Source organism: Bradyrhizobium sp., assembly GCF_030693485.1.
Classification (GTDB): Bacteria; Pseudomonadota; Alphaproteobacteria; order Rhizobiales; family Xanthobacteraceae; genus Bradyrhizobium.
Genome location: NZ_JAUYAN010000093.1, coordinates 1 through 21,481 on the forward strand (window position 1 = coordinate 1; position 21,481 = coordinate 21,481).

The 21,481-nt window shown below is 64.6% G+C and carries 18 protein-coding genes; 8 read left to right on the forward strand and 10 right to left on the reverse strand.

All coding sequences use genetic code 11. The annotated features are described in order from the left end of the window. The 3 genes from Q8N40_RS06770 to Q8N40_RS06780 form a co-directional block, all read right to left on the reverse strand. The coding region (locus tag Q8N40_RS06770; protein ID WP_305711259.1) for a class II aldolase at nt 1-1,232 on the reverse strand (1,232 nt) is incomplete at its 3' end. A gap of 16 nt (nt 1,233-1,248) precedes the next feature. After that, nucleotides 1,249-2,358 carry an S-methyl-5-thioribose-1-phosphate isomerase gene (gene mtnA / locus Q8N40_RS06775; protein WP_305711260.1) on the reverse strand — a complete coding sequence of 370 codons (1,110 nt, stop codon included), beginning with the start codon at nt 2,356-2,358 and terminating at the stop codon, nt 1,249-1,251. 25 nt (nt 2,359-2,383) lie between these two features. Further along, entirely contained in the window at nt 2,384-3,259 is an 876-nt protein-coding gene (locus Q8N40_RS06780; protein ID WP_305711261.1) for an S-methyl-5'-thioadenosine phosphorylase, read from the reverse strand. 168 nt (nt 3,260-3,427) lie between these two features. Between Q8N40_RS06780 and Q8N40_RS06785 the strand changes: the two genes are divergently transcribed. The 3 genes from Q8N40_RS06785 (at nt 3,428) to recQ (ending at nt 6,252) form a co-directional block, all read left to right on the forward strand. Beyond that, nucleotides 3,428-3,760, forward strand: a complete 333-nt coding sequence (locus Q8N40_RS06785; protein WP_305711262.1) for a cytochrome c — start codon at nt 3,428-3,430, stop codon at nt 3,758-3,760. Between the two features lie 58 nt (nt 3,761-3,818). Continuing rightward, nucleotides 3,819-4,196 (forward strand): limonene-1,2-epoxide hydrolase family protein, encoded by a 378-nt coding sequence (locus Q8N40_RS06790; protein ID WP_305711263.1) that lies wholly within the window; start codon nt 3,819-3,821, stop codon nt 4,194-4,196. Nucleotides 4,197-4,377: 181 nt separating this feature from the next. After that, nucleotides 4,378-6,252, forward strand: coding sequence for a DNA helicase RecQ (gene recQ, locus Q8N40_RS06795; protein ID WP_305711264.1), 1,875 nt, complete (start codon nt 4,378-4,380; stop codon nt 6,250-6,252). 4 nt (nt 6,253-6,256) lie between these two features. On the opposite strand, the gene Q8N40_RS06800 is transcribed toward recQ, so the two are convergent. Continuing rightward, nucleotides 6,257-7,399, reverse strand: a complete 1,143-nt coding sequence (locus Q8N40_RS06800) for a hypothetical protein (RefSeq protein ID WP_305711265.1) — start codon at nt 7,397-7,399, stop codon at nt 6,257-6,259. Between the two features lie 310 nt (nt 7,400-7,709). Here Q8N40_RS06800 and Q8N40_RS06805 point away from each other — a divergent pair, with 310 nt between their 5' ends. Next, the gene (locus Q8N40_RS06805) at nt 7,710-9,782 is read left to right on the forward strand and encodes an ATP-dependent helicase (protein WP_305711266.1); all 2,073 of its coding nucleotides are present in this window, start codon (nt 7,710-7,712) and stop codon (nt 9,780-9,782) included. A 14-nt stretch (nt 9,783-9,796) separates the two neighbouring features. On the opposite strand, the gene Q8N40_RS06810 is transcribed toward Q8N40_RS06805, so the two are convergent. From Q8N40_RS06810 to Q8N40_RS06820, 3 genes are read right to left on the reverse strand one after another with little or no spacing between them, the layout of a single operon-like run. Next, a complete protein-coding gene (locus tag Q8N40_RS06810; RefSeq protein WP_305711267.1) occupies nt 9,797-10,519 on the reverse strand; it encodes a GntR family transcriptional regulator in 723 nt (240 codons plus the stop codon). A 49-nt stretch (nt 10,520-10,568) separates the two neighbouring features. Continuing rightward, nucleotides 10,569-12,164 carry a GMC family oxidoreductase gene (locus Q8N40_RS06815; protein ID WP_305711268.1) on the reverse strand — a complete coding sequence of 532 codons (1,596 nt, stop codon included), beginning with the start codon at nt 12,162-12,164 and terminating at the stop codon, nt 10,569-10,571. Between the two features lie 15 nt (nt 12,165-12,179). Next, nucleotides 12,180-13,307: a mandelate racemase/muconate lactonizing enzyme family protein gene (locus tag Q8N40_RS06820; protein ID WP_305711269.1), complete on the reverse strand. Its 1,128-nt coding sequence runs from the start codon at nt 13,305-13,307 to the stop codon at nt 12,180-12,182. A 115-nt stretch (nt 13,308-13,422) separates the two neighbouring features. Between Q8N40_RS06820 and Q8N40_RS06825 the strand changes: the two genes are divergently transcribed. The 3 genes from Q8N40_RS06825 to Q8N40_RS06835 are packed head-to-tail and all read left to right on the forward strand — an operon-like array spanning nt 13,423 to nt 16,038. Further along, nucleotides 13,423-14,193, forward strand: coding sequence for an ABC transporter permease (locus Q8N40_RS06825; RefSeq protein ID WP_305319347.1), 771 nt, complete (start codon nt 13,423-13,425; stop codon nt 14,191-14,193). Further along, entirely contained in the window at nt 14,190-15,014 is an 825-nt protein-coding gene (locus tag Q8N40_RS06830; protein ID WP_305319348.1) for an ABC transporter ATP-binding protein, read from the forward strand. The genes Q8N40_RS06825 and Q8N40_RS06830 overlap by 4 nt, the downstream gene beginning before the upstream one ends. 28 nt (nt 15,015-15,042) lie before the next feature. After that, nucleotides 15,043-16,038 (forward strand): ABC transporter substrate-binding protein, encoded by a 996-nt coding sequence (locus tag Q8N40_RS06835; protein WP_305319349.1) that lies wholly within the window; start codon nt 15,043-15,045, stop codon nt 16,036-16,038. A 38-nt stretch (nt 16,039-16,076) separates the two neighbouring features. Here Q8N40_RS06835 and Q8N40_RS06840 read toward each other — a convergent pair whose 3' ends face one another. Further along, nucleotides 16,077-17,039 carry an alpha/beta hydrolase gene (locus Q8N40_RS06840; RefSeq protein WP_305711279.1) on the reverse strand — a complete coding sequence of 321 codons (963 nt, stop codon included), beginning with the start codon at nt 17,037-17,039 and terminating at the stop codon, nt 16,077-16,079. 183 nt (nt 17,040-17,222) lie between these two features. Here Q8N40_RS06840 and Q8N40_RS06845 point away from each other — a divergent pair, with 183 nt between their 5' ends. After that, on the forward strand, nt 17,223-18,977 hold the full coding sequence (locus Q8N40_RS06845) for an NAD(P)/FAD-dependent oxidoreductase (RefSeq protein WP_305711280.1): 1,755 nt from the start codon (nt 17,223-17,225) through the stop codon (nt 18,975-18,977). Nucleotides 18,978-19,012: 35 nt separating this feature from the next. On the opposite strand, the gene Q8N40_RS06850 is transcribed toward Q8N40_RS06845, so the two are convergent. Further along, the gene (locus tag Q8N40_RS06850) at nt 19,013-20,005 is read right to left on the reverse strand and encodes a tripartite tricarboxylate transporter substrate binding protein (protein WP_305320892.1); all 993 of its coding nucleotides are present in this window, start codon (nt 20,003-20,005) and stop codon (nt 19,013-19,015) included. Between the two features lie 194 nt (nt 20,006-20,199). Continuing rightward, nucleotides 20,200-21,468: an MFS transporter gene (locus tag Q8N40_RS06855; protein ID WP_305320893.1), complete on the reverse strand. Its 1,269-nt coding sequence runs from the start codon at nt 21,466-21,468 to the stop codon at nt 20,200-20,202. Nucleotides 21,469-21,481: the final 13 nt, after the last annotated feature.

Genomic DNA, 21,481 nt, shown 5'->3' on the forward strand with positions numbered 1-21,481 from the left:
TCGGCTTCCGGCAGCGGCTCGAAACGGCCGACCGCTTCCGCGTCGGTGATGGTGGCGATCGCGGCCTCGGCCAGATCAGCGGCGACGCGCGCGTCCTTCTTGCTGCGACCGAGCCCGAACAGGCCGATGCCAGGCACCAGCACCACGCGGGGCGCGGGATCGAGCATGGTCTTGATCCCGCCGACGCGCGCATTGTTGCGGGCAAAGTAGTCGTTGTAGGCTGCGCCATAGGCTGCAACCGCATCGCGAACCGCTTTGCCAAAGCCGGCGAGGTCGCCGTCTTCGGGCGCGGCGACTACCAGCGGCTTGTTCTTGATGCGGATGTTGTGATCCGGCGTCACCACGCCGGCCTGGCCGTAGCGCGCCACATCCGCGCCGTTGACAAAGTTCATCACCGCGTCGTCACTGCGAAAATCCAGCACAAAGCGCTTCCAGGCGCCGTCGCTCTTGCCGTCCGGCAGGCTGCAGGCACCGCGGACGATCGGCGCGACGTCGGCGAGCCGCGCCGGCTGCGCCGGGAGTTTTGCGCTCGGGAATGCCGGCTTGCGATTTCTAGTCAACCGTTCTTCCGCCAGACTTACCAGCGCGATCATGCGCTCATAGGCCTCCCGCGCGCCGGCGCCAAAACTGAAAATGCCGTGCTTGACCAGCACCAGACCCTCAACCGAGGGATCCGCGTCGAACACCTGCGCCGCAGCTTTGGCGAGACCAAAACCCGGCATGATGTAGGGAACGTAGCCGACCCGATTGCCGTAAACCTCGCGGCACAAGGCTTCGCCATCGGGCTGGTCGGTGAGCGCCAGCACCGCCGTCGAATGGGTGTGGTCGACGAATTTGTGCGGGATGAAGGCGTGCAGCAACGCCTCCACGGAAGGGTTCGGCGCCATCGGGTCGATCAGATTGGCGCGCTGCAACTGCACCATTTCCTCGTCCGACAGTTTTTCGCGGGCACGGAGTTTTTGCAGGGGCGCGAGCCGCACCGCCGGCAGACCCGCCGGCTCGATCGAGCCCATATCCCAGCCGGAACCCTTGACGCAGAGCACGTCGACGGTGTCGCCGTTGAGATCGGCAAGCCGCGTCTTCACCGAGGTATTTCCGCCGCCATGCAGCACCAGTCGCGGATCCTGGCCCAGCAGGCGCGTGGTATAGACCCTGAGCGCCACGTCGCGGCCGAGGCCGGCATAGCGGGCAATGGCCGCATCGGCATCGCGATCGATCCAGGCACTCTGCATACGCTTGCTTCCTTGGCTATTCGGCGGCGGCCGCTGTCCGTTCGGGAAAAGCCGCCGATAGCGCGGCGCGATCGGGCTTGAGCACGCCGCGCTCGGTGATCAACCCCGTCACCAGCCGCGCCGGCGTGACATCGAACGCATAATTCGCAACCGGCGACCCCTCGGGCACGATGCGCACCGTTTCGATCCTGCCATCGGCGGTCCGCCCGGTCATGTGCGTCACTTCCTCAGGCCCGCGCTGCTCGATCGGAATTTCCTTCACGCCGTCATGGACACTGAAATCGACGGTCGGTGAAGGCAGCGCCACATAGAACGGCACGCCATTGTCGTGCGCGGCGAGCGCCTTGAGATACGTGCCGATCTTGTTGCAGACGTCTCCGTCAGCGGTGACCCGGTCGGTGCCCGTGATCACGAGGTCGACCATGCCGTGCTGCATCAGATGACCGCCGGTGTTGTCGGGAATGACCGTGTGCGGCACGCCGTGATGGCCGAGTTCCCAGGCTGTCAGCGAGGCGCCCTGGTTGCGCGGACGGGTTTCATCGACCCAGACATGGACGGCGACGCCGCGGTCATGCGCCAGGTAGATCGGCGCGGTGGCGGTGCCCCAATCGACCGTCGCCAGCCAGCCGGCGTTGCAATGGGTCAGCAGGTTGACCCGCTCGCCCGGTTTCTTGCGCGCCGCGATGGCTTCGATCAGGCCAAGACCATGCCGGCCGATGCCCTTGTTGATGGCGATATCTTCCTCGGCAATTTCACCGGCGCGGCAATAGGCCGCCGCCGTTCGCTCCGATGCCGGCAACGGCCGCAACAGCGAATGCATGGCGTCGAGCGCCCATTGCAGGTTGATCGCGGTCGGCCGCGTCGCCACCAGCGTCTTGTAGGCCTGATCGAGTGCTGCATCGGAAGCGTCTGCCCGCATCGCCAGCGCCATGCCGTAGGCCGCGGTCGCGCCGATCAGTGGCGCGCCGCGCACCAGCATCGAGCGGATCGCATCGGCGGCGGCATCGCTGGTCGTCAGCCGGGCCACGGCGAAATCATGCGGCAGCCGCCGCTGGTCGATCGCGCTGACCGACCAGCCGTCGCTCTCGAGCCAGATGCTCCTGACGTGCCTGTCTCCGACTTTCATGGCGCGTCCATCGACGGTATAAAACTCATCCGCGCAAGATCCGTCCCGCCACCGCATCGAGTTTTTTCAGAAGCTCCGGATCGCGCGCTTCCGGCGCGGTGATCAGCGCCGTGTCGAGCGCGCGGTCCGAACCAACAGGGCACGGCTCATGCTCCCTCGGAAACCCGGCGGCGAGCCGCGCCACCAGAGCTTTCGCCTTGTCGGCGTTGGTGCCCAGCACCCGGATGATGTCCTGGACCGACACCGCATCATGGTCGGGATGCCAGCAATCGAAATCGGTCACCATCGCGACCGTCGCGTAACAGATCTCGGCCTCGCGGGCGAGCTTGGCCTCCGGCATGTTGGTCATGCCGATCACGGAATAGCCCTGGTTCTTGTAGGTCATGCTCTCGGCATAGCTGGAGAATTGCGGACCCTCCATGCAGACATAGGTGCCGCCGCGCGCGACCGCGATGCCCTCGGCCTCGGCGGCGGCGGCCAGATGAACCGGCAGCCGCGGCGACACCGGGTGCGCCATCGACACATGGGCGACGCAGCCGCGGCCGAAAAACGAACTCTCGCGCTTGTGGGTGCGATCGACGAACTGGTCGACCAGCACGAAGGTGCCCGGCGGCAGATCCTCCCTGAAGGAGCCGCAGGCCGACAGCGAGACCAGGTCGGTGACGCCTGCGCGCTTCAGCACGTCGATATTGGCGCGGTAGTTGATGTCGGATGGCGACAGCCGGTGGCCCTTGTCGTGGCGCGGCAGAAACACGATCGGCAGGCCGGCGATGCTGCCGCGGCGCACTGGCGCGGACGGCTCGCCCCACGGACTGTGAATCGCATCCTCGCGGGCATTCTCCAGCCCCGGCAGGTCATAAATGCCGGAACCGCCGATGATGCCCAGAACCGCCTTGGTCATGATTTCCCTTCGCTTCGTTGGTCGCGCCAATCAGCATGCCGGCGAAGCGCACAAAACTGTCTCCATGTCTCTGCAATATCGAGCATTTCAGGGAGCTTGTCGACCTGGACAAATCATTCCCCCGATGGCGAAACCCGGTGCTAGATTGCCGCGACATAGGGACTGGCCATGAACAGAATTTATCTCGCGCTGCTGCTGACAGCGGCCTGGAGCCAGGCCAGTCACGCGCTCGATCGCGAGCAGCGACACGGCAAGGCGTTGCTCGAAACCATGTGCGCGCGCTGTCACGCTGTCGGCAAAACGGGCAAAAGCCCTCTTGCCGAGGCGCCGCCGTTTCGCACTTTCGGGGAGAAACTGTACGACACCGACTTCGTACAACGATTGCAGGACGGCCTGACCACCATGCATCCGGGCATGCCGACTTTCCGTTTCGGCCGGGACGATGCCGAGGCGGCGGTCAACTACCTCAAGGCCGTCCAGCAGCGCAAAAGGCCAAAATAGCTCGATTGCCGCGGCCCGCCCGGCAACCTTTCTACTCGCGACTTCAGAGGAAATGATCATGGGAACCAACGAGGAGATCGTACGGAATTTCATCGCAGCGTGGTCGCGGCTGGATGTCGACGAGATCGTCGCATTCTTCACCCCCAACGGCACCTATCACAACATGATGAACAAGCCGGTCAGCGGTCACGACAACCTGCGCAAGTTCATCGGCGGGTTCATCAAGGATTGGACGGAGACGAATTGGGATGTCCTCAACATCGTTTCTCAAGGCGATATCGTCATGGCCGAGCGTCTCGACAGAACCAGCCTGGGGGCCAAAAGTGTCGATCTGCCCTGCTGTGGCGTGTTCGAACTGGCCGACGGCAAAATCAGGATCTGGCGCGACTACTTCGATCTGGCAACCTACACTCGCGCGATCGCAGCACCGACATAGCGCTGCAAAGTCGGGCTTTTGGCCGCCTTTGGCCAATATTTCCTCGCAGCCGGCCCGGAAGTGAATATGGGCGGCGGCCCGAATCAAATAGACCTTGATCGCCCGTATGGCGATCATCACTTCGGCACGCCGGCTCCGAAATCCCGTCTTCGCAAGCCCTTCATCGGATCACCTGTCCCGCATGCCCATTCCTGCTACGGCCCCTGCCCGTAACACCAAGTCCGATACCGATCCCGACGCGCTCTCCGTGTTGAACCACGTATTCGGCCTGCCGGGCTTTCGCGGCGCGCAGGAAGAAATCGTGCGGCACGTCACCGGCGGCGGCAATTGCCTGGTGCTGATGCCGACCGGCGGCGGCAAGTCGCTGTGCTATCAGTTGCCTTCCCTGTTGCGAAAGGGCTGCGGCATCGTGGTCTCGCCGCTGATCGCGCTGATGCGCGACCAGGTCGCCGGCCTGCTTGAGGCCGGCGTCAAGGCGGCGGTGCTGAATTCGACGCTGTCCTATGAGGAGGCCAGCGCGGTCGAGGCGCGACTGCTGGCCGGCGATCTCGACCTGCTCTATGTCGCGCCGGAGCGGCTGTTGACGCCGCGCTGCTTGAACCTGCTCGGCCGCACCGATGTCGCGCTGTTCGCGATCGACGAGGCGCATTGCGTGTCGCAATGGGGGCACGATTTTCGTCCCGAGTATATCGGTCTTTCCGTCATCGCCGAACGTTTTCCGGATGTGCCGCGCATCGCGCTGACCGCCACCGCCGACGACCTCACCCGGAAGGAGATCGTCGACAGGCTCGGGCTGAACAACGCGCCGAGCTTCGTCGCGAGCTTCGACCGCCCCAACATCCGCTATGAAATCGTCGACAAGCAGAACGCGCAGACCCAGTTGAAAGCCTTCATCGCCGAGCGCCATGCCGGCGACGCCGGCATCGTCTATTGCCTGTCGCGCGCCAAGGTCGAGGACACCGCGGCCGCGCTGAACAAGTCCGGCGTGGAGGCGCTGCCCTATCACGCCGGCCTCGACGCCGGCACACGCGCCCGCAACCAGGACCGCTTCATCAACGAGGACGGCATCGTGATCGTCGCCACGGTGGCGTTCGGCATGGGCATCGACAAGCCCGACGTGCGCTTCGTCGCCCATCTCGATCTGCCGAAAAGCATCGAGGCCTATTATCAGGAGACCGGTCGCGCCGGGCGCGACGGCAAGCCGTCCAGCGCCTGGATGGCCTATGGCCTGTCGGACATCGTGCAGCAGCGCCGCATGATCGACGAGTCCACCGGCGCCGAAGCGTTCAAGCGGGTGTCGATCGGCAAGCTGGACGCGCTGGTCAGCCTGGCCGAAACCGCGAACTGCCGGCGCAGCCGCCTGCTCGGCTATTTCGGCGAAACCCCGGCGGCGGCCAAATGCGGCAATTGCGACAATTGCCTGTCGCCGCCGCTGGTGCGCGACGGCAAGGTGGCCGCGCAAAAACTGTTGTCCTGCGCCTATCGCACCGGGCAGCGGTTCGGCGCCATGCACCTGATCGATATTCTGGTCGGCCGCCTGACCGAACGCGTTACCCAATTCAGACACGACAAACTGTCGGTATTCGGGATCGGCGCCGACCTCAACGAAAAGCAGTGGCGCGGCGTGATCCGCCAGCTGGTGGCGATGGGCCATCTGGCACCGGACTCCGAGGCCTTTGGCGCATTGAAACTGACGGAGACCGCGCGCGGCGTGTTGAAGGGCGAGACCGAGGTGATGCTGCGCGAGCAGGTCGCCGGCGCCCGCATCCGTTCCGTCCGGACGAAATCAAGACGCGGCGATATCGCGCCGCAAATCGCAGGTTCCGGCGGCGCCGCCAATCCCGGTCTGGTCGGCGCGCTCCGGGCGTGGCGTTCCGGAGTGGCGCGCACGCGCGGCGTGCCGGCCTATGTCGTGTTGCACGACGCCACCATCGACGGCATCGCGACCTCGCGCCCGACCACGCTCGCCGGGCTTCGCAACATCCCCGGCATCGGCGACAAGAAGCTCGAACATTACGGCGACGAACTGATCGCGCTGGTGAAGGCGGCGGGCTGACGCGTCAGCGCGACGAAGCTCCGGTTTCGGTGCTGGCTGGAACCGCCGAACCGGGCGAGGCAAGGATACTCAGCGCAACGTCGCCAACGGGTAGCGGATCGGCCTTCCGGCCGGAGCCCAGCGCCAGATCCATGGTGAACGCCCCGAGTTCGCACATCACCTGCGACGCGACGTCACCGGCGCCGGTAAATTCATGGGCGAGATATTCGAACTGGGAGCGAGCCTGCCGCAGCGTCGCCCTCGCCACCACCACATCGGCTTCGCCGACGACAGGATTTCGGCCGCCCGGTTGCGCCGGGTTCGACCGCGCCTCCGCTTCCGGCCCGTTTACTGCGGCAACCGAATCTGCAGCGCCATCCTGCGACCCATTGGTCTGGTTTTTCAGATCGGCAATGCGATCGAACGCCGAACGGAGTTCGGCGCGTTTGGCTTCGAGGCCTGAAACCTTCGCGATCAGCGCATCGCGCTCCCGCTCGGACACGACGCGAAGCGCCGCGAGTTCGTCGCCGCTCACCTTGAGCCGGGCCGCGAGGTCGTGACGTTCGCCGGCAAAGCCTAGACGCAGCTGGGACAACTCCAGTTCATGCGCCTTCGCCTGTTCCGCCAGTTGCCGGCGAAGCTGGTTGAGTTCCTCGCCGCGCCGCTCGATCACCGCCGCGAACCCCGCGCGCTCGCCGTCGAAGGCCGCCGCCAGCGTCTCGCGCTCGCGATCGAATGTGGCGCGGAGCTCAACCAGGGCCTGCAGATGCGACTGCGCTGCTGTGGCGAGCTTATCTCGTTCGCGGTCGAGATCGCCTTTAAGCCCGGTTACTTCGGCTTCCCGCGCCTGCAGCTTCGCTCTCAGCGCCTCGCGTTCTCCAACAGCCGAGGATACGAAATCGAGGTGCCCATCGAGGTCATGCTTGAGCGACTGGCATTCGGCTTCCAGCGCGTCGGTATGCTCGGCGATGGTTTCGTACTTGTAGCGCCAGAGCTGCTCCTCATCCTGAGCCGCGGCCAGGCGGGTCGACAGGGTTTCCAGCCAAACGGCCGCATGGTGCAGAAAGTTCGCGTTGTGGCCGACCGACATCATGTCGGCGAAGCGCCGGAGAAAATGCACCGTCTCCGCGACATTGGGCGTCTCGGGCGTCATGGAGGTGTCGGTCATGCAGCGTGCTTTCCTGAGGCGCCGGAGCGCCATCGTTAAAGCGTTCGGGATCGCGACCCCGGAACTTGATAAGGCGGCAATACTCGCGGATGTTCTCTAGATCGGCAGCGGCAAAAATAGGGCGTCGGCATCGAATCGGTAAGTGTCTCTAGACGCCCGCGTTCGGTTTGGCGAGGCCGGCGGTGAAACGGCGGTCATGGGATTGAATCTTCTCGACGACCGCCTGCGCCTGGCCGGCAGGAAGCCTGCGCGGCATTGCGAACAAAGCGGGAATCAGTGACGGTCGAATCATCAGGAGAACGATTCGGACGTGCCAGCGGCGGTGAACTACCTCGAAAGCCTCAATCCGGCGCAGCGCCGGGCGGTCGAGCACGGCGTTGTGCCCGGGCCTGACGGCAGGCCGGCCTCGCCGCTGTTGGTGATTGCCGGCGCCGGATCCGGCAAGACCAACACGCTGGCGCACCGGGTCGCCCATCTGATCGTCAACGGTGCCGATCCCAGGCGCATTCTGCTGATGACGTTTTCGCGGCGCGCTGCCGCCGAAATGAGCAAACGCGTCGAGCGGATCGCCCGCCAGGTGCTGGGCGACAAGGCCGGCATCATGACCGACGCGCTGCAATGGGCCGGCACCTTCCACGGTATCGGCGCGCGGCTGCTGCGCGACTATTCGGATCAAATCGGGCTGGATCCCGCCTTCACCATCCACGACCGCGACGATTCCGCCGACCTGATCAACCTGATCCGGCACGAACTCGGTTACTCCAAAACCGCGAGCCGGTTTCCGACCAAGGGCACCTGTCTTTCGATCTACTCGCGATGCGTCAACGCCGAGGCGCCGATCGAGCAGGTGCTGGGCGGCTCATTCCCCTGGTGCAGCGGATGGGCGGCCGAACTGAAGCAGCTGTTCGCGGCCTATGTCGAAGCCAAGCAGAAGCAGAACGTGCTAGATTACGACGACTTGCTGCTCTACTGGGCGCAGACGATGAACGATGCCGGCCTTGCCGCAGATATCGGCGGTCGGTTCGACCACGTGCTGGTCGACGAGTACCAGGACACCAACCGGCTGCAATCCTCGATCCTGCTGGCGCTGAAGCCCGGGGGCCATGGGCTGACGGTGGTCGGCGACGACGCCCAGTCGATCTATTCGTTTCGCGCGGCGACCGTGCGCAACATTCTCGACTTTCCCGCTCAGTTCAGTCCGCCGGCCGACATCATCACGCTGGATCGCAATTACCGCTCGACCCAGACCATCCTCGCTGCCGCCAATGGCGTCATCGACCTCGCCCGCGAGCGGTTCACCAAGAACCTGTGGACCGACCGCACCTCGGGCATCAAGCCTCAACTGGTCACCACCCGCGACGAGGCCGACCAGGCCCGCTGCATTGTCGAACGTGTGCTGGAGAACCGCGAAACCGGCACGCTCCTGAAGCAGCAGGCCGTGCTGTTTCGAACCTCCAGCCACAGCGGCCCGCTGGAGGTCGAACTGACCCGGCGCAATATCCCCTTCGTCAAGTTCGGCGGCCTGAAATTCCTTGATGCCGCCCACATCAAGGACATGCTGGCGCTGTTGCGTTTCGTCGAGAACCCGCGCGACCGCGTCGCCGGTTTTCGATTGATGCACCTGATCCCGGGGGTCGGCCCCGCCTCGGCGCAGAAGGTGCTCGATATCATGGCGGCGAGCGCCGATCCGATCGCGGCGCTCGGGCGCGCGCCCGCGCCTCCCCGCGCCGGCGACGACTGGACCCGGTTCACCGGCGCCATCGCCGACATCGGCCGCTCCGGATGGCCGGCCGACATCGAGCGCGCGCGGCTGTGGTATGAGCCGCATCTCGACCGCATCCACGAGGATGCCGAGACCCGCCGCGCAGACCTGATCCAGCTCGAACAGATCGCCGGCGGCTATCCATCGCGCGAGCGCTTCCTCACCGAGCTGACACTCGATCCGCCCGATGCGACCAGCGACCAGGCCGGCGTGCCACTGCTCGACGAGGACTATCTTGTTCTCTCGACCATCCATTCCGCCAAGGGCCAGGAATGGAAATCGGTCTACGTGCTCAACGTGGTCGACGGCTGCATGCCGTCCGACCTCGGCGCCGGAACCAGCGCGGAGCTGGAGGAGGAGCGCCGGTTGCTCTATGTCGCGATGACCCGCGCCAAGGACGACCTGCATCTGATGGTGCCGCAGCGCTTCTTCACCCACGGCCAGAGCGCGCAAGGCGACCGCCACGTCTATGCGTCGCGGACGCGCTTCATTCCGGACCGGCTGCTCCATCTGTTCGAAAAGACGGTCTGGCCGCTGGCGGCGACCGCAGCCGCGGCGCGTTCCGCCAGCAGCGGTCCGCGCATCGACGTCGGCGCCCGCATGCGCGGCATGTGGCGTTGACGCGGAAATCCCTGCTACGGCCGCAGATCCATGTCGATCCGGATGAAATCGCCGCGATAGGTCACCTCCCCCAGATACATCACCGTCCGGTCCGCGGTTGTGAAAACCCGCCTGACCTCGGCTACCGGTGAGTTCAAGGGAACCTGCAACAGTCTTGCGACCTCGAGATCGGCCGTGCCGATCGTCAGCGTCTGCCGCGCGCTGCTGATCGGCGGGTCGCGCATGTCTTTCAGGATCGGAATCACCGTCTCCTTGCGGAAGCGCTTCGGATGCTTGCGGAATATTCGTTCGTCCAGATAGATCGAGATCACGCAATAGGGCCGCTTGTTGCGCGAATGCACCCGCCGCATGAAGACGTAATGCTCGGCCGGCTTGCCATCCTCCGGCATCAAGGGTGCGTCGGTACGGCTTTCGGAGATGTTGATGATTTCAGGCGAAGTGTCGCGGTACACCTCGGCGAGATCCGACAGAGTGGTTTCGACCCGGAGCCAGCGGTCCTGCTTCAGCTGGCCAATGATGAAGGTGCCACGGCCTTGCCGGGCTTGGAGGATCCCGTCGCGGGCCAGCAGATCGACGGCCTGCCGGATCGTGACACGCGAGACGCCGAATTCGGCGGCAAGTTCTTCGTTGGCCGGCAGCCGCAAGCCCTGCGCCCATATCCCGCGAGCGACCCGCTGACGGAAGATGTCAGCGATCTGAGCGTATTTCGGAACATGGCTGTCGGCAATCAGATCCATTTCAGATTCTCGATTTCGAAAGCCGGCGGAAGGCCCGGCGAGACCCACTCTACGACATCACAAGGGCGGCGCCCCGCTCGCCGATCATCAGGCTGCTCGCATTGGTATTGGCCGACGTGATCTGCGGCATCACCGAGGCGTCGATCACGCGCAGTCTTTCGACGCCGCGGACGCGCAGCTGCGGATCGAGCACCGATGTTCCGTCGCTTCCCATCCGGCAGGTGCCGACGCAATGAAACACGGTGCCGCCGGTGGTCCGCGCGAAATCCCACAGCCCGGCGGGAGTTTCGACCGCTTCGCCAGGCACCATCTCGATATCCCAGAGATCCCTGAACGATTTCTGCCGATAGATCTCGCGCAGCATCTGCAGGCCCGCGAGCATGGTCTTGCGGTCGATCTCCTCGGCAAAATAATTCGGCTCGATGCGCGGCTGGTCGAACGGATCGCTGGAGCGGATGGCGAGATGTCCACGCGATGCTCCGTGGCACTGCCAGACCGACGCGGTGAAGCCGGAATAGCTGTGCAGGGGATCACCGGGCTTGTCGACCGACAGCGGCATCACGTTGAACTGGACGTCGGGGCGTCCGCCGACGGCGTATTCGGTGCAGGCGGCGCCGCCGACCTGACCCGCGCCAACGGTCAGAGGACCACTGCCGGCGAACATCCATTGCAACCCCATTTTCGCCAGTTCGACGGGGTTACGCACTTGATCGTTGAGCGAAATCCGCTGCTTCAGCCGCACGATCAGCCGCGCCTGGTAGTGATCCTGCAGATTGCGCCCCACCTCCGGTGAATCGGCCACGACGGGTATGCCGAAGCCACGCAGCAGTCCGGCCGGGCCGATGCCCGAAAGCTGGAGAATCTGCGGCGACTGCAACGCTCCCGCCGACAGGATGACTTCACGGTCGGCTGCCGCGCTGAATGCCTCGTTGCCCTTGATCCATTCGACGCCTGCAGCGACAGGCCCCCGAAACGTCACCTTGCTGACTTGTGCCCCGGTGATGACGGTGAGGTTCGCGCGCTGCAGCGCCGGCGCCAGGAAGGCCGATGCCGAACTGGTGCGCCAGTGCCGGCCGATGCCGAGCTGATAGCTGCCGACGCCGAACGTCGTCTCGCCGTTGAAATCGGGATTGCGTGGCAGGCCGAATTCGACGCCAGCGTCGACCCATGCCCGGGAAGCGACGTTGTTGTTGCGCAGGTCCGACACCTCGAACTCGCCGAGTCCACCGTGATACTGGCTCTCGCCGCCCGGGTAGCGCTCGTAGCGGCGAAAATACGGCAGCAGTTCGCGATAGCTCCAGCCCTTGGCGCCGAACCGCTCCCAATCGTCGAAATCCTCGTGCTGGCCGCGGATGAAGATCAGGCCGTTGATTGACGACGATCCGCCGAGCACCCGGCCGCGCGGCCAGACGATGGCCCGACCGCCCGTGGTCTCGCTCGGCTCGGTCTTGAATAGCCGCGAAAAGCGCTCGTTGTAGATCGTCCGGTAATAGCCGACCGGCAGCTTGAGCCAGAAATTCCGATCGGATCCGCCGGCCTCCAGCAGCAGCACGCGGCAGGACGGATCGGCCGACAACCGGTTCGCGACTACGCAGCCGGCCGATCCGGCGCCGACGATAATGTAGTCATACCCTCGAACCGACATGCAGAACTTCCCGCCTCAGGCTGTCCGGTAGTTTTCGATCGACGACAGATCCGGCGCGAATCCGAGGCCCGGATCGTCGCCCAGCGTCACCATGCCGTCCCGGATGTCGATGACGGGACCACAAAACCGGTCGCGCAACGGATTGTCGTTGGAATCGACCTCCAGCAGCCCTTCGCCTCCGACCCCTGCCAGCAGATGCGCCGATGCCAGAAGACCGATGCCGCCGCCGAGATAATGCGGACAGAACATCTTCCCCGATTTCATGATATCGCCCGCGATGTCGGAACAGACACTCAGGCCGCCCCATTTGGCGATATCGGGTTGAACCACCCGCAACACGTCGCCGCCGAGCGCCTGCTTGAAGCCTGCCCGGCTCGCGATGTTTTCTCCGGCGGCGAGCGGCAGATCGATATGTTGACGTAAGGTCTGCCACTCTTCCCAGGGCCGGTCGGCGCGGATCGGTTCTTCCAGCCATGCGAGGCCGAATTCGCCGAGATGCGGCGCGATCTCCAGCGTCTGCGCCGTCGACCAGGCCTGATTGGCGTCGGCCGCCAGCATGCCGTCGCCGATCAACTGGCGAAGCGCCGCCAGATTGGAACGGTCGGCAGCGAGGTCGAAACCCACCTTCAGCTTCAACGCACGGTGTCCGCGGCTTAATGCCGCCTCGGCCATCTGCCGCGAGCCGGTGGGGTTGATGCCGCTGGCGTAGACCCTGATCCGGCTTCCGTTACCGCCGAGCAGCTTCCACAGCGGCATTTGGCGGCGGCGCGCATGGAGGTCCCAGACCGCAAGGTCTATCCCGGAGATCGCCTGCGCGAATGGTCCGGGTTCGCCCGATTGCAGAGCCAGCACCGAAGTTGCCTGCGTCAGGGCCTCGAACACATCCACGGGATGACTGGCTGCAAAGCCTGCGATCGCCGGCGCCAGGACCTCGTTGACCAGACGCGCGCGATGTTCTGCGCCAACAGCGGGAAAATTGGCCCAGACCTCGCCCCAGCCGACATGGCCGTCCGTATCCTCGACGCGAACGAACACCGCCGGGCGGTCCAGCATCCGGCCGAACGACGTGACGACCGGCGTCGCCAGCGGATAGCGATAGCAGAATGCCTTGACGGTCCGGATGGCGAAGGTCTGCGATGTCATTTCTGGCAATCCGGAACCGCCCGTGCGGACGGCGTGTCGCCGCCTCTTGTATGGTCATCTTACTTATAATATGACTGCGTCCGGATCAACCGCAATTGCCGCTGGATCGAATGCAATGGACGGAAGTGTCGCGAGGCGCTTTTTACTCGGGCTGGCGCCGTGGGTCGGCGCGGTCGCACTCTGGTATGGCGTGCGCTGGAGCGGCTTCGTCAATGAATCGCTGATCCCCGCGCCGCATCAGGTGGCCGCCAAGTTCGTCGAGCTGCTGCTGAAGGAAGGCCTGCTGGTCGACGTCTTCGCCTCGACGCGGCGGGTATTTCTCGGCGTCATGCTCGGCATTGCCGCCGCCGTTCCCGTCGGTTTCCTGCTCGGCTGGTACCGCCCGGCGCGCACCTTCGCCGATCCGATGATCAATTTCTTTCGCGCGCTGCCGCCGATCGCGCTGATCCCGCTGGTAATCGTCTATTTCGGTGTCGATGAAATGGCGAAGCTCGTGATCCTGTTCTACGCCTCGTTCTTTGCCGGCGTGATCGTGATGTATGAGGGCGTCTCGCAGATCACCCCGCTTTACATCCGGGTCGCGCAAACGCTCGGCGCCGGCGAGTTCGAGATCTTCCGGAAAGTCATCATCCCGCTCACCGTGCCGCACATCCTGACCGCGCTCCGCGTCGCACTCGGCGTCGCATGGGCGACCCTGGTGGCGTCCGAACTGATCGCGGCGCAGCGCGGGCTCGGCGCCATGATCCAGAACGCCTCGACCTACTTCCTGCTCGACGTGATCTATGTCGGCATCATCTGCATCGGCTGCATCGCCCTGATCATGGACATGATCCTGCGCCGAATCAGCGCCCGCCTGCTGGTGTGGCAGGAAAGAGCCGTCGCATGAGCACGGCCTCTACGATTCATCGCGCAAGATTCGATCGTGTCTCGCTGGAATTCGCGACCCCGAAGGGCACGCTCAGGGTCGTCGACGATGTCAGCTACGACATCAACGACGGCGACTTCATCGCGGTGATCGGCCCATCCGGCTGCGGCAAGACCACGATGATGAGCATGCTGGCCGGCTTTCAGAAGCCGACCAGCGGCAAGGTGCTGTTCGACGGCCATCCCGTGACGGGGCCGGGACCCGAACGCGGCGTTATCTTTCAGGAGTACGGGGTTTTTCCCTGGCTGACGGTCAAGGACAACATCGCGTTCGGCCTCAAGCTCAAGGCCAATCACGTCCCGGTCGCGGAGCGCGACCAGATCTGCGAGCACTATCTGGCGCTGATGGGCCTGTCGGATTTCGCCAATTCCTACCCGAAGCATCTGTCCGGCGGGATGCGGCAGCGGCTCGCCATCGCGCGAGCCTATGCCGTCAAGCCGCAGTTTCTGCTGATGGACGAGCCGTTCGGCGCACTCGATGCCCAGACCCGGGCCAACATGCAGAACCTTCTGCTCAAGGTACTCGCCACCGAGGGCAAGACCGTCATGCTGATCACGCACTCCGTGGAGGAGGCGATCTACCTCGCTTCGCGCATCGTGGTGGTGACGGCGCGGCCGGCGCGGATCAAGGAGATCATCGAGGTGCCCTTCGCCTATCCGCGCGATGAATCGCTGCAGGAGCGGCCGGAGTTCGGCGAACTGCGAAGCTACATCAGGGAACTGGTGATGAGCGAGTACCGCGCGCAGCAGGCGCAGCTGAGCCCGGCTTCATTCTCGGAATAATCAACCAGGCAACAGGGAGGAGAATACCATGGATCGACGACAATTCCTGACCACCACGGCAGGCGCGGCGCTCGGCGGCTTCGTGGCTTCGGCGCCGGCTATCGCCCAAGCCAAGACCAAAGTCCGGGTCGGCTATCTGCATACGGTCGCCGTCGACGGCCAGATCTGGACCGGCATGGACCGCGGTTCCTTCGACAAGCAGGGTCTCAACCTGGAACTGCGCCAGTTCAACACCGGCCTCGAGATTTTCCAGGCTCTGATCGGCGGCAGCCTCGACGTGCTGTCGACCGGCGCGGTGCTGTCGAACTTCCCGGCGCGCGGACAGGGCAAGGTATTCCTGATCAACGACATCGAGGTGGCGACCGCCCACCTCTGGGTGCGCTCCGATCAGGGCATCAAGTCGTTCGCCGACCTGAAGGGCAAGCGCATCGCCACGGCGACTGGCACCACCGCCCACGTGTTCCTCGACAAGGCGCTGCGCGCCAACAACATCGACCCCAAGGAAGTCGAACTCGTCAACCAGACCATGCCGGCCGCCGTGACCGCGTTCATCTCGGGCGCGGTGCCGGCCGTCGCCCTTTGGGTGCCGTTCAATGTCACCGTGCGCGACAAGGTGCCGGGCGCGATCAAGCTTGCCGACGCCTCGGCCTACTATCCGCAGGCCGCAATCATCGGCGGGTGGGCGGCGGCCAACGATTACTACGAGCCGAACAAGGAAACGTTGGGCAAACTGATCAAGGGCTGGGCCGAGGCCAATGACTACATCGTCGCCAACCCGGCAGAGGCGATGGAAAAACTGCAGAAGGGCCACTACAGCCAGACGCCGCTGGCTGACATCAACGAGTCCTTCAAGGCCCAGAAGATGTTCACGTCGAGCGAATGGAAAAAATACTATACGGACGGCACCGTCACCAACTGGCTGCAGCAGACCACCGACTTCTTCATGGCCAATGCCGGCATCAAGGATTTTACGCCGGCCAGCAAATATTTCGATCCGAGCCTGTACTTGAAGGCGATTTCGTAATCGGAAGCCAGCGAACGGCGGCTTGCCGTCGCCGTTCGCTACACGCCCCGTTCCAGCATGGCCCTGAAATCGGCGCGGGCGCGCTGCGCCTCGCCGCGCGCGGTTTCCGACGCATCGCCGAGACCGAAATAGCCGTGGATCAGGCCGGCGCCATGATGGTATCTCGTGGTGACGCCGGCGGCGGCCAGCGCATCGGCATAGGCCTTGCCTTCATCGCGCAAGGGATCGAACCACGCCGTGCAGACCACGGCTGGTGCGAGCCCGGCATGACTCTTTGCGCGCAGCGGCGAAACCCGCCAATCCACGCCGTGCCCGACGTCGTCGAGATAATGGCCGCAGAACCATTCCATCACCGCGCGCGACAGGAAATAGCCTTCGGCATTATCCGCGCGCGAGGCAAAGCGCGCGTTCTCCGTCGGATCAGCGAAGCCTCCGGCGACATCGGTGACGGGATAGACCAGCAATTGCGCGGCAAGCCCGATCCCTGCATCCCGGCAGGCGATCGCGACCGTCGCCGCCAGATTGCCGCCGGCGCTGTCGCCGGCCACGCCGAGGCGTGCGCTGTCTCCGCCGAATTCGGCGATGCGCGCCAACACGTCGCGCACGGCGGCCAGGGCGTCCTCGAACGCGCCGGGAAAGCACGTTTCCGGCGGACGCCGGTAATCGACCGACACCACCACGGCGCCGGTCTCGATCGCGAGCAGCCGGGCCTGGCGGTCATGGGTTTCGAGATCGCCGGCGACCCAGCCGCCGCCGTGAAAGAACACCACGGTCGGGGATTTCGCATCCGACACGCGGTAGACCCGCGCGGCGAGCTGTCCGGCCGCGCCCTTCACCTCCGCATCGAGGGCGCTCGCGACCGGCGGCGGCGGAACCGCGGCGCGCGCGGCGGCTAGCGCGCGGAGCGCATCGCGGGCGCTTTGCGGCGTCATGGTCTCGGGATCGCGCAGCGGCAGTTTTGGAATGATCTCGGCAATGACAGGATCGAGCGGCGTGATCATGGTGTCCCCCGGGCAGGCGTTTTGCGTCAGCATAGGTTCCGTTCGCCGCGGCTGCAACGCGCCGCCATATCCGCCGCCGCATGGGAGGCCACCGAAAACGACGAATTGAAAAAGGTCGTGGAGAATGCTGGGGTGGCGTTTCGCAAGGCCGCACCAAGCGACCGGCAGGGAGACGACGCCACCATGACGACCGACACCACAACCCGGACACCACCGGAGCAGCCGCCCGAAGCGGAAACGGTTTTCGACACTGTCGTCGTCGGCGCCGGCTTTGCCGGGATGTACATGCTGCATCGGCTGCGCGGGCTCGGCTTTTCGGTGCGGGTATTCGAGGCCGGCAGCGGTGTCGGAGGCACCTGGTACTGGAACCGCTATCCGGGCGCGCGCTGTGACGTCGAGAGCATGCAGTACTCGTTTTCCTTTTCCGAGGAACTGGATCAGGAGTGGAACTGGTCGGAGAAGTATTCACCGCAGGCTGAAATCCTGTCTTACGCCAACCATGTCGCTGATCGCTTCGATCTTCGCCGCGATATCGTGTTCGACACCCGCGTCACAGCGGCGACGTTCGACGAGGGCGAGAATTGCTGGCGTATCGAGACCGATCGCGGCGACAAGGTTCTGGCAAAATTCTGCATCATGGCGGTCGGCTGCCTGTCGGCGCCTAACCGTCCGGCATTCGCGGGCATGGCGGATTTCCACGGGCCGATCTATCACACCGGTGAATGGCCGCATGACGGCGTCGACTTCAGCGGGTTGTGTGTCGGCGTGATCGGCACCGGCTCCTCGGCGATCCAGTCGATCCCGATCATTGCGCAGCAAGCCAAGAGCCTCACGGTATTTCAGCGCACGGCGACATGGTCGGTGCCGGCCCGCAACGAGAACCTGACGCCGGAATATCTGCAGGCCGCCAAGGCCGGCTATCCGGAGTTGCGGGCAAAGGCGCGCGGACGCCCGACCGGGTTCTATTTTCCGTTCAACATGAAGCCGGCGCTGGAGGCCGCCCCCGAAGAGCGCGAACGGCTGTACGAGGAAGCCTGGCAACGCGGCGGCCTGCCGTTTCTCGGCGCCTTTGGCGATCTGCTGTTCGAGAAGGCCGCCAACGACACCATCGCCGATTTCACCCGCCGCAAGATCCGCGAGCTGGTGAAGGACCCCGCCACGGCCGAGCTGCTGTGTCCGGACAACGTTTTGGGCTGCAAGCGGCTTTGCGTCGATACCGCGTATTTCGAAACCTATAATCTGCCGCACGTAAAGCTGGTCGACGTCTCCCGGACACCGATCGAGCGCTTTACCGCCGATGGTATCGAGGTCAATGGCGTCAAATATCCGCTGGATGCCGTGGTCTGTGCCACCGGCTTTGCCGCAATGACCGGATCGTTCGACAGGATTGCGATCACTGGCCGCAATGGTTTGACGCTGGCCGAGAAGTGGCATGCCGGCCCCCGCGCCTATCTCGGGATCGCCTCGGCGGGCTTCCCCAATCTTTTCACCATCACCGGTCCCGGCAGTCCTTCGGTGCTGGCCAGCATGATCCAGGCGATCGAACAGCATGTCGACTGGATGGCCGACTGCATGGCCCACCTGCGCGACATCGGGGCCGCCACCATCGAGCCGGTCCTTGAGGATGAGGACGCCTGGGTCGAGCACGTCACCGACGTCTCGACGGTATCGCTGCGCTCGACCTGCAGTTCCTGGTATGTCGGCACCAACATCCCCGGCCGGCCGCGCGTCTTCATGCCCTATATCGGCGGCTTCCCGGTCTATGTGCAGAAATGCAACGAGGTGATGAGCGGCGGCTTCGAGGGTTTTGTCATCGAAGGCGCTGCGGCCAGCAACGCCGAGCCGAAGGTGCGCCTGACGGAACGCTGGCGGGTGCCGATCGATATCGACGTCATCTCGCCGGCGGCGGTGGCGGCACGGCGGGTGCCGATGGTGTGAGGCACCGGCCCCATCTGCCTATCGAGTAAAACTCCTTACTTCGCTTCGCTCGCCTTGATTCCCGAGCTTTCCACCAGCTTCGCCACCCGTGGCAGGTCGGCGGCGAACAGCCGCGCATGCGCCTCGGGCGTCAACTCGGCTTCGGGGAATGGCAGCGTTCCAAGTTGCGTCAGCTTCTCCAGCAGGACGGGATCCGACAGCGCCTTGCGCAACGCCGCGTTCAGCGCGCCGACAATCTCCTTCGGCGTGCCCTTCGCCACGTAGAGGCCATGCCACATCGTATAGCTGACCTCGGGCATGCCGAGTTCGGCGGTGGTCGGCACGTCCTTCAACTGCTCGAGCCGTTTCGGCGACGTAATGGCAATGCCGTGTAGCGTTCCGGCCTGAATTTGTGGCAGCGCGTTGGTCACCTGATCCCACAGCAGATCGATCTGCCCCGCGAGCAGATCGCCGATCGCCGGAGCCGACCCGCGATAGGCCACGACGGTCGGCTTGAAGCCGAGCACGTTGCCCATCATCACGGCGCACAGATGACTGTTGGTTCCGATGCCGCCATGCGCGAAGTTTGCCTTGTCGCCCTGCGCCTTGATCCAGGCGATATAATCCTTCGGTCCCGCGCCGGGAATCGTCTTGCGGCCGATCAGCACCATCGGCGCATTGTTGACGAGGCCGACCGGCTCGAAGGCGGTGTTCGTATCGTAACGCAGGTTGACGAACAGGCTGGGCGCCGCGAGCAGCGCGACGTGATTGATCAGGATCATGGAACCGTCAGGTGTCGATCGGGCAACGCGGTCATTGGCCAGCGTGCTGCCGCCTCCCACCACGTTCTCGATGATGATGGTCTGGCCGAGCGCGCCCGACATCCGCTCGCCGATCAGCCGGGCGACGGTATCCGTGCCGCCGCCGGCCGCATAGGGCACCACCAGCGTCACGGTCTTGGGGGTGGATTGCGCGTGGACCTGGGTCGAATGCGCGCCCAGCAAAAGGCAGGAGCCCATGAGCGCGAGTCTGAAAAGCCGATTGAGCACGACGGTGTCCTCCCCAAAATCCTCGTTTTGTTATTATGCCGCCTGCGGACGCGCGCTCGTTCGAGACCACGCCCCAGCAAGCAGTGAGCACCGCATGACTTCAGGTCATGCTGATTGCCCATCCGCAAATCAAACACATCGGTAGCGTAACCCGCAAGAGCGAAGCGGCATCCTGGATCCGCTATCTTGCGACGTTAGCTGGACGAGTTGGCGGTCTCCAGCGATGGACGCTGGCGACGAAGCCAAAAAACCGCGACCGCAGCGGCCAGCATCAGCAGCACGGAAAGCCAGTTGAGCGGTTGCCAGCCCCAGCGATCCTGCAGAAAGCCCGCCATGAAGCTCGAAATGGCAGTGGTGCTGAACACGAGCAGGTCGTTGAGCGCCTGAGCCTTGCCGCGCTCATTCGGACGATAACATGTCGTCACCAGCGTGGTCGCCCCGACAAACAGGAAATTCCAGCCGACGCCGTTGACGGCAAGTGCGATCCGGAAATTCCACTCGGCTGTGCCGCTGAGCGCCGCCGCGACCCCCGCCAGCATGAGCGCGATGCCCCAGGCCATCACCGTCGTCGTGCCATACCGGTTGATCAGATTGCCGGTGAAGAAAGACGGCACGAACATGCCCAGGACATGCAGGAAGATGACCCAATGGGCCTCGGCGTGCGGATAGCCGCAGCCGACGATGGCCAGCGGCGACGCGCTCATGAGAAAGGACATCGTGCCGAACGCCAGCATGCCGGCGATCGCCGACGCGATAAAGCGCGGCTGGCTGGCAATCTCCCACAGCGGGCGTGGCGGCGCGGAATCAACCTGGCCTGCCGACGAGATGGTCGGCACGATCGGCGGGAAGGTGATGAAGGACATGATCGTGAAGACGATGGCGTGCAGGCAGATGATGGCGGCATAGGTCGCAAGATAAAGCGGCATGGTCAGGTCGTGCGTCACCCGCACGACGCTGGGGCCGATCACGGCGGCCGCCACGCCACCGGCGGTCACCCACGAAATCGCCTTGGCACGGTAGTGAACCGGGACCAGTTCGGCCGCAGCGAAGCGATACATCTGAAGGCAGGCCACCGCGTAGCCGAGGACGAGGCCCCCGGCGCACATGACGAGAAAATTGCCGGTATAGAGTCCGAGGCACATCACGGTTGCGCCCGCCATCCCGAACAGCGAGCCGACGCGAAACCCGATGCTGCGGCCGACCCTCTGCATCAGCAGCGCAGCCGGAAAGACCCAGATCATCACACCGATGTGCTGCATCGTGACCGGCAAATTGGCGAGATCGGGGCGATGATAAAAGGTGATGACGGAGAGCCCCGTCGCCGCGAACATCATGGTGTTGCAGGACTGGCCGACGGCCTGACAGGCTGCGAGCAGCAGGAGATTGCGGTGGGCGCGCCGGTCCAGGCTCTGCGCCGGATCGTCGTCCGGCTTCAGCCTCGACTGGGGGTTAAGTGCATCCATTCTTGTTCTTGCC